The organism is Herbaspirillum sp. LeCh32-8 (assembly GCF_017814915.1).
Taxonomy (GTDB): Bacteria; Pseudomonadota; Gammaproteobacteria; order Burkholderiales; family Burkholderiaceae_D; genus Herbaspirillum.
Window position 1 is genome coordinate 1 of sequence record NZ_JAGIPZ010000015.1, and the last position, 11,677, is coordinate 11,677.

General features: G+C 63.9%; 11 protein-coding genes. All 11 read right to left on the minus strand.

Annotated elements, in window-relative coordinates; all coding sequences use genetic code 11:
* Positions 1–170 precede the first annotated feature (170 nt).
* On the minus strand, positions 171–725 hold the full coding sequence (locus J8I26_RS20150) for an acyloxyacyl hydrolase (protein ID WP_209608898.1): 555 nt from the start codon (positions 723–725) through the stop codon (positions 171–173).
* A 206-nt stretch (positions 726–931) separates the two neighbouring features.
* On the minus strand, positions 932–2,440 hold the full coding sequence (glpK, locus tag J8I26_RS20155) for a glycerol kinase GlpK (RefSeq protein WP_209608899.1): 1,509 nt from the start codon (positions 2,438–2,440) through the stop codon (positions 932–934).
* A 47-nt stretch (positions 2,441–2,487) separates the two neighbouring features.
* Positions 2,488–3,396 carry an SMP-30/gluconolactonase/LRE family protein gene (locus tag J8I26_RS20160; RefSeq protein ID WP_209608900.1) on the minus strand — a complete coding sequence of 303 codons (909 nt, stop codon included), beginning with the start codon at positions 3,394–3,396 and terminating at the stop codon, positions 2,488–2,490.
* A gap of 172 nt (positions 3,397–3,568) precedes the next feature.
* Complete coding sequence (locus J8I26_RS20165) at positions 3,569–4,333, minus strand: SDR family oxidoreductase (protein ID WP_209608901.1); 765 nt, start codon at positions 4,331–4,333, stop codon at positions 3,569–3,571.
* Positions 4,334–4,349: 16 nt separating this feature from the next.
* Entirely contained in the window at positions 4,350–5,525 is a 1,176-nt protein-coding gene (locus J8I26_RS20170; protein WP_209608902.1) for a fumarylacetoacetate hydrolase family protein, read from the minus strand.
* A 210-nt stretch (positions 5,526–5,735) separates the two neighbouring features.
* Positions 5,736–7,271: an altronate dehydratase family protein gene (locus J8I26_RS20175; RefSeq protein WP_209608972.1), complete on the minus strand. Its 1,536-nt coding sequence runs from the start codon at positions 7,269–7,271 to the stop codon at positions 5,736–5,738.
* A gap of 100 nt (positions 7,272–7,371) precedes the next feature.
* A complete protein-coding gene (locus tag J8I26_RS20180; protein WP_209608903.1) occupies positions 7,372–8,178 on the minus strand; it encodes a transporter substrate-binding domain-containing protein in 807 nt (268 codons plus the stop codon).
* Between the two features lie 88 nt (positions 8,179–8,266).
* Positions 8,267–9,001 (minus strand): amino acid ABC transporter ATP-binding protein, encoded by a 735-nt coding sequence (locus tag J8I26_RS20185; protein WP_245200428.1) that lies wholly within the window; start codon positions 8,999–9,001, stop codon positions 8,267–8,269.
* The gene (locus J8I26_RS20190) at positions 8,985–9,635 is read right to left on the minus strand and encodes an amino acid ABC transporter permease (RefSeq protein ID WP_209608904.1); all 651 of its coding nucleotides are present in this window, start codon (positions 9,633–9,635) and stop codon (positions 8,985–8,987) included. The genes J8I26_RS20185 and J8I26_RS20190 overlap by 17 nt, the downstream gene beginning before the upstream one ends.
* 9 nt (positions 9,636–9,644) lie before the next feature.
* Complete coding sequence (locus J8I26_RS20195; protein ID WP_209608905.1) at positions 9,645–10,328, minus strand: amino acid ABC transporter permease; 684 nt, start codon at positions 10,326–10,328, stop codon at positions 9,645–9,647.
* A 270-nt stretch (positions 10,329–10,598) separates the two neighbouring features.
* A complete protein-coding gene (gene araD1 / locus J8I26_RS20200) occupies positions 10,599–11,594 on the minus strand; it encodes an AraD1 family protein (RefSeq protein WP_209608906.1) in 996 nt (331 codons plus the stop codon).
* Positions 11,595–11,677 lie beyond the last annotated feature (83 nt).

Sequence of the window (11,677 nt, forward strand, 5' to 3'; positions counted from 1 at the left end):
GCCGTGCGTCCAATCAATCCATCTTGTTCACAGGCGCCTGAACAAAGCCCCATCTCGTTCCCCGCAAATCAGATCAGACGGCAGCAAACAACGACAAACACCCAATAAAAAAGCCGGCTCGCGCCGGCTTTTCAACTCCCGCGAACCATACACTGGCTCGCCAGGCTTCATCAGAACTTGTACGCGACACGCGCCACTGCGAAGTTCACGCCGCCGTTCGGCTGCTTGATGCCGCCGTTGGAGAAGTGTTGCAGGCGAACGCCGAGATCCAGGCCGTTGGCGAAGACATAGCCGGCGCCAACGTGGTCGCCGAACTGGAAGGCGGTCGACAGCACCTTGTCGTTGTTGCGGTACAGCTTGGAGAACAGGTGCACGCCGATGCCGGCTTCGCCGTAGAAACCGCGGCCGTCGTCACGCTGGAAGCGCAGCACCGGGGTCAGGCCGATGTCGGCCAGGTTGCCGCTGTTGTTGGTGTTGTTGTAGTGGTTCATGCGCCAGTTGGCGATCGACACGTCCCAGTAGCCGCCGATGTGGGTGCCGTTGGACTGCCAGAAATTCCAGTTCGGGCCCCAGTTGAATTGCGCGCCCAGGCGAACCAGCTGGGTGCTGTTGCCGGTGCCGTATTCCAGCGACATGCCGTCGATGGCGTAGCTCGGTGCTTGGACTGCGAGGGCAGCAACACCTGCGAATGCGATTTTGGCGACCAGGCTCTTCAATGTAGTCATAGTGTTTTCTTTCGACACGTAAATATTATTGATGGATATCTCTACAAGGGGAATTCCGATGCAAGCCTTCCGGCTCGCAATGACGCGATATTTTCTCACAATCATCAAGAACGCATACTCGCGTGTCTGTTTTTGACCAATAACGTCGCCGGGACAGTACGTTTATCGTCAACAGTTGAATCGGGGAAAGAACCTCGCCGCCGCCGCTAGGCAAGCATCCAGCCGCGTGAACACGCCACGGCCTTGTGCCATTTCTCCAGCAGAATGCCGCGTTCTGCCTCGCCCATGCGTGGCTCGAAGCGTCGCTCTACTTGCCACAGCGCTGCAATCTGTTCCTGCGACTCCCAAAACCCTACCGCCAGCCCTGCAAGGTAGGCCGCTCCCAGCGCAGTGGTTTCCGTTACCTGGGGGCGCACCACCGGCACATTGAGCATGTCGGCCTGGAATTGCATCAGCAGGTCGTTGCGCGCGGCGCCGCCGTCCACGCGCAACTCGCGTAGCGGGATCGCGGCGTCCTTCTGCATGGCTTCCAGGACGTCGGCGATCTGGTAAGCGATGCTCTCCAGCGCCGCGCGCGCCAGATGCGCCTTGGTCGAGCCCCGCGTGAGTCCGCTGATGCTGCCGCGTGCGTACGGATCCCAATACGGTGTGCCCAGCCCGGTAAAGGCCGGGACGAAATAGACCCCGCCATTGTCGGGAGCCTGGGCCGCCAGCGGTTCAATATCGGCAGACTTCTCGATCACGCCCAGTCCGTCGCGCAACCACTGCACCACGGCACCGGCCACGAAGATGCTGCCTTCCAGCATGTAGCAAGTGTTGCGCGGTGCATCTTGCTGGGCAGCGCCGAAGCTCCAGCCGATGGTGGTCAGCAGTTTGTTCTTCGACGCCGCAGCCTGGCGACCGGTTTGCATCAGCATGAAACAGCCGGTGCCATACGTGTTCTTCACCATGCCCTCATGGAGGCAGGCCTGGCCGAAGGTCGCGGCCTGCTGGTCACCGGCGATGCCGGCGATCGGCAATTGCGCGCCGAACCATTCCGCCCTCGCGTGAGCAGCCACGCCGCTGCTGGCGACGACCCGCGGCAACAGGGCGCGCGGCACGTCCAGCACCTGCAGCAGTTCGTCGTCCCATTGTTGCTTGTGGATGTCGAATAGCAGGCTGCGCGAGGCATTGCTGCTGTCGGCCACATGTTCGCCGGAGAGCTTGTAGATCAGCCAGGAGTCGACTGTGCCGAACGCCAGCTCGCCACGTTCGGCGCGTTCGCGCGCACCGGCGACGTTGTCCAGGATCCAGTTCAGCTTGGTGCCGGCGAAGTAAGCGTCCAGCACCAGGCCGGTCTTGCGGGCGAACAGCGCCTCGTGTCCTTCATTGCGCAGGCGGTCGCACAGGGCGGCGGTGCGGCGGTCCTGCCAGACGATGGCCGGGCAGATCGGCTCGCCGGTCTGCCGGTCCCACACCACGGTGGTTTCGCGCTGGTTGGTGATGCCGATGGCGGCGATGTCGGATGCCTTCACCTGATGCCGCTTCAACACCGCTTGCGCCACCTCCAGCTGCGAGCGCCAGATATCGTTGGCATCGTGCTCGACCCAGCCGGATTGCGGATAGTGCTGCGGGAATTCCTTCTGCTCCAGCGCCGCGATCTGCCCGTCACGGTCAAACAGAATGGCGCGCGAGCTGGTCGTGCCCTGGTCGAGCGCGAGGATGTAGCGGCCCATGGCGTGTCTCCTTGTGATGTTGTTGTAATGCGGGGCGCCGGCAGGCCTCAGGGACGATAGCTGTATTCCAGGCGACCCGGCACATCCACGCGCACTGCCAGCAAGCAGCCGGACAGTGGATACTGTTGCAGCTCCTCCTCACTGCGGCCGTTGCGGCCCGTGGTGATGTAGAGCGTCTTCAGGTCGGGGCCGCCGAAGGCCACCATGGTCGGGCAGCGCGCCGGCAGGCGGATCTCCTGCAGGATCTCGCCGTGCGGCGACAGGCGCAGCACGCGCCCGCCCTCGAACATCGCGCACCAGTAGGCGCCTTCGCTGTCTACCGCCGCGCCGTCGGGGCGACCGCCGTAGTCTGGCGAGGACTTGTCGGCGTCGAACTGCCGTAGCAGGCGGCAATTGCCGGTGGCACCCGTGGCCAGGTCGTAGTCGTAGATGTTGATGCGGTGCGCCGGCGTATTGGAGTGGTACATCAGGCGCTGATCCGGGCTGAAGGCCACGCCGTTGGAGGTAGTCACCGGATGGTGCGCGTCGCGCAGCCGGTTGCGTTCGAAGCAGTACAGCGTGCCGGCTTCGCGGTCGCGCGGTTCATAGATGGTGCCGCACCAGAAGCGCCCCGAAGCGTCGCAGCGACCGTCGTTGAAGCGGATGCGCGTCATGTCGTAGGGCGCGTCCAGCATCGGCGTCAGCGCGCCGGTCTGGGTGTTGAGGTGCGACATGCCGGAGCGCAGCGCCACCACCAGGCCGCCTTGCGCATGCTTGACGATGGCGCCCGGCTCTTGCGGCATGTCCCACGATCGGTGCCGGCCGCTGTCGGGGTGCAGGCCGTGCACTGCGCGCCCGGGAATGTCGATCCAGTACAGCGCGTTTTCTTCCGCATGCCATAGCGGCGATTCGCCCAGCAGCATGGGATGTGCGAAGGCGGTTTCTATCGTGTCGAAGCGATGGGCGTTGTCGGTCATGAGCGGGCGTGAGATGACGGAAAGGCACATTATGCGCCGTCAGGTGCGATTCACAAACCTAGGTCGCCGGCCCGCCATGGCAAGGATGAGCTGCAGAGATCAACGCGGCAGGCGCTGCGCAAAAAAAAACGGCACGCGCCAGGCGTGCCGTCTTCATGCGTGCCGGGACGGATCAGTTCGACCAGCCGCCGTCGATCATGTGGATCGAGCCGGTGGTGAAGTTCGATTCGTCCGAGGCCAGGTACAGCGCCAGCGCGGCGACTTCCTCGGCCTTACCGATGCGGCCCATCGGCTGGCGGCCGACGAAGGCGGCGCGCACGTCGGCTTCGGTCTTGCCGGTTTCCTTGGCCTGGGTGGCGATGCGCTGTTCCAGCGAGGGCGACTCGATGGTGCCCGGGCAGATGGCGTTGCAGCGCACGCCCTGCGCCACGAAGTCGGCCGCGACCGACTTGGTCAGGCCCACCACAGCGGCCTTGGAGGCGCCGTAGGCGAAGCGGTTGGCCACGCCCTTGACGCTGGAGGCGGCCGAGGCGATGTTGACGATCGAGCCCGACTTCTTGGCCAGCATGCCCGGCAGCACCGCGCGGATGGTGTGGAACATGGCCTTGGCGTTGAGGTTGAACGAGAAGTCCCAAGACTTGTCGTCGCACTCCAGGATGTTGCCGGCGGCAACATAACCGGCGCAGTTGAACAGCACGTCGACGGTGCCGATCTCGGCCACCAGCGCCTTGATGGCGGCGTCGTCGGTCACGTCCAGCAGGCGGGTTTCCACGCCGGCGGTGCCGGCCAGCGCGTCCAGGTGCTGCTTGCTGATATCGGTGGCGATGACGCGCGCGCCTTCCTTGGCGAACATCAGGGTCGAGGCGCGGCCGATGCCTTGCGCGGCGGCGGTGATCAGTACGGTCTTGCCGGCGAGGCGTCCAGTGGATGCAGACATGTGTGTTCCTTTGTTATCAGATGAGTTTGCGTTGCGCCAGGTTCTTGAACAGTGCGGTCAGGCCGAAGGTCCACGGCGCCGTCTTGTCGCTGAAGTTCACCGTGTTGACCAGCGCGCCCAGCTTGGGCGTGGCGATCGTCACGACGTCGGCGACCTGGTGCGTGAAGCCCTGGCCGGGGCCGAAACGATCCTGGGTCGGGGCGAACATCGTGCCCAGGAACAGCACCAGCCCGTCCGGATATTGATGGTTGGGGCCGATCGCGTGTTCCACCAGTTGCAGCGGATCGCGGCTGATCATGGACATCGAGCTGCTGCCCTTGAGCGTGAAGCCTTCGGTGCCGTCGACCCGCATTGTAAGTTCGGCGCGGCGCACGTCGTCAATTGAAAAGTTTGCGTCGAACAGACGAATAAAAGGCCCGACCGCGCAAGAGGCGTTGTTGTCCTTGGCCTTGCCCAGCAGCAGGGCGCTGCGGCCCTCGAAGTCGCGCAGGTTGACGTCGTTGCCCAGCGTGGTGCCGACGACGCGGCCAGCGCTGTTGATGGCCAGGACGATTTCCGGTTCCGGGTTGTTCCATACCGACTTCGGGTGGATGCCTACCTCGTCGCCCAGGCCCACCGACGACATCGGCTGCGCCTTGGTGAAGATCTCGGCATCCGGGCCGATACCCACCTCCAGGTACTGCGACCACACGCCTTGCTCCAGCAGCACGTCTTTGAGCTTGGCCGCCTCGGGCGAACCCGGCACCACGCTGGAGAGATTGTCGCCGATCACGGCGGTGATGGCCTTGCGTACCGATTCCGCCTTGGCCGCGTCGCCGCGTGCCTGTTCCTCGATCACGCGCTCCAGCATGCTGGCCACGAAGGTCACGCCGCTGGCCTTGACCGCCTGCAGGTCGATCGGCGCCAGCAGCCAGGGCTTGGCGGTGTCGCGCTTCGTGGCGTCGGCATTGTCCAGCAGCGCCTGCAGCGACGCCAGTCGCGGCAGAGCGCCGGCGGCCTTCACGGCAGCGGCCGGGTCTTCCAGTTCCAGCAGCTGGCTGGAAGTAGCCGCCACCTGGGTCAGGTCATACACGCCGTCGGCGTCGACCTTGACCAGCACCGGGCCGACATTGGGCTGCCAGATGCGGCCGATCAGCGTGGCTTGCGCGTGGTCCTCAGGCAGGTGCGCCTGGATCGTGAAAGTGTGGGCCATATTCTTAACTCCTTGGTTGTTGAGGCGAAGCGTCCCGCCGGACGATTCAGGCGCGGACGGATAAAGCGGATCAAACTGGCTGTTGGCGTAACCGCTGGCAAAGCGTCCTTGAGGGGGAAGAAGGGCGCTTTGCCGGATGCTGCACCGGCATGGCAGAAAGCAAAACTGCCGTTGGCAGGAATACGCCAACGGCAGCAGGGACAACGACGATCAGGTGTACACGCCGATGTGCCAGGGTACGAACTCATCCTGGCCGTATCCGTGCAATTCGCTCTTGGTCTTCTTGCCGGACGCGGTGTCGAGGATCATCTGGAAGAAGCGCGCCCCGACTTCCTGGGGTGAGACATTACCGTCGGCGATCTCGCCGCAGTTGATGTCCATGTCTTCTTCTTGACGCTGCCACAGCGCGGTGTTGGTCGCCAGTTTCAGCGACGGCGACGGCGCGCAGCCATAGGCCGAACCGCGGCCGGTGGTGAAGCAGATCATGTTGGCGCCGCCGGCGACCTGGCCGGTGGCCGAGATCGGGTCATAGCCCGGGGTGTCCATGAACACGAAGCCCTTGGCCGTCACGGTTTCGGCGTACTTATAGACGTCCACCAGGTTGGTGGTGCCGCCCTTGGCCACTGCACCCAGCGACTTCTCCAGGATGGTGGTCAGGCCGCCGGCCTTGTTCCCGGCCGAGGGGTTGTTGTTCATCTCGGCGTCGTTCTTGCGGCAATATTCTTCCCACCAGTCGATGCGCGCCAGCAGCTTTTCGCCGACTTCCGGCGACACCGCGCGGCGCGTCAGCAGGTGTTCGGCGCCGTAGATCTCGGGGGTCTCCGAGAGGATTGCCGTGCCGCCGTGGCGCACCAGCAGGTCGACCGCCGCGCCCAGCGCCGGGTTGGCGGTGATGCCCGAATAGCCGTCGGAACCGCCGCATTGCAGGCCCAGCGTCAGGTGCTTGGCCGGCACCGGCTCGCGCTGGATGGCATTGGCCTTGGGCAGCATCTTCTTGATCTTCTCGATACCCAGCGCCACCGTCTTGGCGGTGCCGCCGGTGCTCTGGATGGTGAAGGTGTGGAAGTATTCGCCTTCCTTCAGATCGTGGCTTTCCATCAGGCCGGAGATCTGGTTGGTCTCGCAACCCAGGCCCACCACCAGCACGGCGGCGAAGTTGGGATGCTTGGCGTAGCCGGCCAGCGTGCGGCGCAGGATCTGCAGCGGCTCGCCGGCCGAGTCCACCGCGCAGCCCAGGCCGTGGGTCAGCGCCACCACGCCGTCGACGTTGGGGAAGGCCGCCAGCGCTTCCGGATGGATATCGCGGCGGAAGTAATCGGCGATGGCGCGCGCGGCGGTGGCCGAGCAGTTCACCGAAGTCAGCACGCCGATGTAGTTGCGGGTGGCCACGCGTCCGTCCGGACGCACGATACCCATGAAGGTGGCCGGCGTCTCGACGAAATCGACCGGTTTGACGTCGGCGCCGAAGTGGTGCTCGCGTGAAAATTCCGCCATCGCCAGATTGTGCGTATGCACGTGCTGGCCCGGCTCGATGGCTTGGCTGGCGGTGCCGATGATCTGGCCATAGCGCTTGACCGGTTCGCCCACGGCGATGGCGCGGGTGGCCATCTTGTGTCCTGCGGGAATGAGGCCTTGTACCTTCAGGCCGCCTTCCTCTGGCAAAACCGTGCCGGAGATGAGCTGCCGGCGCGCAATGACGACATCATCGACAGGATTCAATCGAATGATGGGAGAAATAGCTGTCATGATGATCTCGGTGAAAGCGTTGCGAAATCCGGTGTGGACTTCGGGCATGCCGCGCTGCATGAAGAATGCGCGGCATGCATAAAGGGTACAACCCGGTAAATTACTTTGCAGCGAACTGCGACAGGTCAGGCATCGGGCTGCCGACGTTGCGCTGGTAGATGTCGGCCAGCTTGCCGTTCTTCACGTTGGCGGCGATCCAGTCGTTGAGCCACTTTTCCAGTGCCGGCTCGTTCTTGCGGATGCCGATGGCGTAGGGGATGTCCTTGATGGCGAACTTGGTTTCCAGGTTCTTGGACGGATTCTGCTTGGCCACGGCTGAGGCCAGCGAGTTCGGGGTGCAGAACGCATCCACTTGGCCCGACACGATGGCCGCAGTCACGGTAGCGTCGTCGTCAAAGCGCACGATGTTGGTGCCCTTGGGCGCCAGCGGGGTCAGCAGGGAATCCTGCATGTTGCCGCGCACGACAGCCACGCGCTTGCCGGTCAGGTCGTTGATGCTCTTGATGTTTTCGCCCTTCGGCGCGGCCACCACGAACTGCGACGCGCCGTACGGTTGCGTGAAGCCGACCACCTTCTGGCGCTCCGGGGTGATGGAGAACGACGCGATCACCATGTCGGCCTTGCCGGTCATCAGGAAGGGGATGCGGTTGGGGCCGGTCACCTGCACGATTTCCAGTTCCACGCCCATGTCCTTGGCCAGCGCCTTGGCGGTCTCCACGTCGGAGCCTTCCGGTTCCATCTTGGCGTTGGTGCGGCCGAACGGCGGCGCGCCCAGGTCGATGGCGATCAGCACCTTCTTGCGGGCCTTGATGTCGGCCAGCGTGTCGGCGTGTACGACCTGTGCGAAACAGGCTACGCCCAGCATCACGGCTGCGGCTTTTTTTGTGAAATTCAACAAGGTTTTCATTGATGTCTCCTGAGATGAAAAGTACTGCTTTGGTACAGCTTGAGAATGAATCGCTCTCGTGCAATATCGGCCCGGTCGCTTGCGGCGATCACAGGTCGCTGGATACGAACTTCTGCAGCTCGGCGGTCTTGGGGTTGGAGAACAGCTCGTCCGGCGGGCCGATCTCCCAGACCTGGCCCTGGTGCATGAACACCAGCACGTCGGCCAGCTTGCGCGCAAACGCCATTTCGTGCGTCACCAGCACCATGGTCATGCCGTCGCGCGCCAGGTCTTCCATCACCTTCAGCACTTCGGCCGTCAGTTCCGGATCCAGCGCCGAGGTCACTTCGTCGAACAGCATCAGCTCGGGCGCCATCGCCAGTGAGCGGGCGATCGCCACGCGCTGCGCCTGGCCGCCGGAGAGCTGCTCGGGATAGGCTTCCTTCTTGTTGTCCAGGCCCACCAGCGTGAGCACCTTGTGCGCGATTTTCTTGGCTTCGTCGACCGACATCTTCTTGATGGTCGTCAACGCCAGCGTGATGTTGCGTTCCACGGTCAGGTGCGGGAACAGGTTGTAGCTCTGGAACACGATGCCGACCTGCTTGCGCAGTTCGCGCAGGTTGAGCTTGTCGGGATGATGGATGTCGTGGCCGCAGACGTTGATGTCGCCGCCGTCCACCTTCTCCAGGCCGTTCAGGCAGCGCAGCAGGGTGCTCTTGCCGGAACCGCTGCGGCCGATGATGGCCACCATCTGGCCCTTCTGCACATCCAGCGAGACGCCGTTCAACACCTTGTTCGTGCCGAAGCTCTTGTGCAGGTCCTTGATCTTAACGATTGCTGACATTCAATTTCCTTTCGAAATGCTTGGAGAGCGCCGACAGCGGATAGCAGAGGCAGAAGTAAATCAGCGCTACGCAGCCGAACACGGTGAACGGCTGGAAAGTCGAGTTGTTGATGATCTGGCCGGCGCGGGCCAAGTCGACGAAGCCGATCACCGAGGCCAGCGAGGTGTTCTTCACGATCTGCACCATGAAGCCCACGGTGGGCGGGGTGGCGATCTTGACGGCCTGCGGCAGGATCACCTTGGTGAGCTGCTCGAAGCGGTTGAAGCCCAGGCATTCGGAAGCTTCCCACTGGGTCTTGGGCACCGCCTGGATGCAGCCGCGCCAGATTTCGCCGAGGAAGGCCGCGCAGTAGATCGCAAACGAAATGCCGGCGGCGACCAGCGGCGTCAGCTTGAAGCCGGCAATCGCCAGGCCGAAGTAGGCCACGAACAGGATCACCAGCAGCGGGATACCCTGCACCACCTGGATGTACCAGCTGGCGATGGAGCGCAGCGCCTTGTTGGGCGACACGCGCCACAGCGCGATCACGATGCCGGCCACGCCGCCGAACACGAAGGCCACCAGCGACAGCACCACGGTCCAGACGGCGGCCTGCAGCAGGTATTCAACGTGGAGGAAGGAAAATGAATTCACGTGCTCTCCTTACAGATTGGTGCCGAGCTTGCGCTTGCGCACGAAGGCGATCTGGCTGATCAGCCAGAATGCCGCGCGGAACAGGAAGGACAGCGCCAGGTAGGCCACCGCAATGACCGCATACACCTCGAAGCTGCGGAAGGTTTCCGACTGCACCAGGTTGGCGGTGGCGGTCAGCTCCTCGGCCGAGATCTGCGAGGTGATCGACGAAGCCAGCATCAGCAGGATGAACTGGCTGGTCAGCGACGGATAAACGCGCTCCACCGCAGGCAGCAGCACCACGTGCCAGTACACGTGCAGCTTGGACATGCCCAGGCACTCGGCCGCTTCAATCTGGCCGGGATGGATGGAGTTGATGCCGGCGCGCATGATCTCGGTGGTGTAGGCGCCGACGTTGACCGTCAGCGCAATCACCGCCGCGGTTTCGGCTGTCAGCTTCCAGCCGATACTGGCCAGGCCGAAGAACACCAGGAACACCTGCACCAGCAGCGGGGTGTTGCGGATGATTTCGACATAAGCCTTCACCAGGCCGTGCAGCAGCCAGTTCTTGCTCTTGTAGGCGATCGCGCACAAGGTGCCGAGCACGAAGCCGAGCACGATCGACAGGGCGGAGAGCTGTATCGTCAACCAGGCGCCCACCAGCAGGCGATCCCAGTTGGCGAACACGCTCATGAAATCGAATGTGTAATTCATTGATACTCCGGTGAAACGGGACGGGGAGGATTACGTGGTGCGGCGGCAGGTGTGCGCCGTCCCTTGCCGGGTGGGAGCTGATGTCTGCATGAAGTGGTCTCCTTTCTTGTTTGCCTGAGGTCGGGCCCGGCATGCCGGCGGTGGCGGAAGAAGGATCCGGCTACCGTCGGGCGGCCTCTTGGCGGGCCTCGTGTCGGGGTGGCTTGGTACTGCGGTGCTGCAATTGCCTTGCGGCGCATTCGTTGTTCCTGCCGGCGTGGTGCTGCCGGCTTACAGGGCCTTCACGCCGCCGGGGCGGAAGCTGCCGGCGGCCGCCTCGATGCCGTTGACCAGCGGCTCGCCGAACTCGGGGATGCTGATCTCGAAGCTGTCGCCCGGCTGGGTGCGCACGCTGTAGGCAAACGACAGATTGGCCGCGCCCATGTAGTGCACGTGCACGTCGCCGGGCCGGCGGAACTGGCTGTACTTGAAATGGTGGTACTCCAGGTTCTCGATGGCGTGGCACATGTTGTCCTGCCCCGTGAGGAATTCCTGGGCCCAGATCACGCGGCCGTTGCGGCGGATGCGGGTCATGCCCACCAGATGCGCAGGCGGCTCGCCCACGCGCAGCTCCGGGCCGAAGGAGCAGTAGCGCAGCTTGGAATGGGCCTGGTACAGGTAATTCTTGCGCTCCATCACGTGGTCGGAGAACTCGTTGCCGATGGCAAAACCGAGACGGCGCGGGCAACCCTCGTCGTCGATCACGTACAGGCCGACCAACTCCGGCTCCTCGCCGCCGTCCAGCGCGAACTCGGGGCAGGGGAAGGCGCGACCGGGCGCCACCACGACGTTGCCGTCGCCCTTGTAGAACCACTCCGGCTGCACGCCGGCCTGGCCGGGTGCGGGACGGCCACGTTCGATACCCCATTCGAGCATCAGCAGCGTGTCGGTCTTGTCCACTTCGTCGCTGTCGATGCGGCGGTGCATCTTGTCGCGGGTGGAGGCGCTGCCCATGTGGGTCACGCCGGCGCCGGAGACCATGCAATGCGCGGCGTCCTCGTGGTCCAGCGGCGCCAGGATGCGCTGCTCGCGCAGGATCGCGGCGTAGTCTTCGACCTGGTCGGTGTTCAGCAACTGCGCCTGGCGTTCCAGGCCGTTGCCGCTGCGCATGGCCGTCAATGCCAGCTCGCGCATGGTGGCGACCAGCGACAACGTCTGGATCCTCGTCCCATCGACGATCCCGACGCGGCGCGCGCCTTCACGATCCGTGAATTGAATCAGCCTCACCTTGTCTCCGATGCTCGTTCTTGTACCGGGAACGGATTCCCGGCTGATGAAGTTTCAAGCTGCGCGATCCACATTGTGGCCGG

What these genes read in the sequence shown, in the direction of transcription:
- J8I26_RS20150 (WP_209608898.1), bottom strand. Translation starts at nt 725, where the DNA reads ATGACTACATTGAAGAGCCTGGTCGCCAAAATCGCATTCGCAGGTGTT.
- glpK (WP_209608899.1), bottom strand. Translation starts at nt 2,440, where the DNA reads ATGGGCCGCTACATCCTCGCGCTCGACCAGGGCACGACCAGCTCGCGC.
- J8I26_RS20160 (WP_209608900.1), bottom strand. Translation starts at nt 3,396, where the DNA reads ATGACCGACAACGCCCATCGCTTCGACACGATAGAAACCGCCTTCGCA.
- J8I26_RS20165 (WP_209608901.1), bottom strand. Translation starts at nt 4,333, where the DNA reads ATGTCTGCATCCACTGGACGCCTCGCCGGCAAGACCGTACTGATCACC.
- J8I26_RS20170 (WP_209608902.1), bottom strand. Translation starts at nt 5,525, where the DNA reads ATGGCCCACACTTTCACGATCCAGGCGCACCTGCCTGAGGACCACGCG.
- J8I26_RS20175 (WP_209608972.1), bottom strand. Translation starts at nt 7,271, where the DNA reads ATGACAGCTATTTCTCCCATCATTCGATTGAATCCTGTCGATGATGTC.
- J8I26_RS20180 (WP_209608903.1), bottom strand. Translation starts at nt 8,178, where the DNA reads ATGAAAACCTTGTTGAATTTCACAAAAAAAGCCGCAGCCGTGATGCTG.
- J8I26_RS20185 (WP_245200428.1), bottom strand. Translation starts at nt 9,001, where the DNA reads ATGTCAGCAATCGTTAAGATCAAGGACCTGCACAAGAGCTTCGGCACG.
- J8I26_RS20195 (WP_209608905.1), bottom strand. Translation starts at nt 10,328, where the DNA reads ATGAATTACACATTCGATTTCATGAGCGTGTTCGCCAACTGGGATCGC.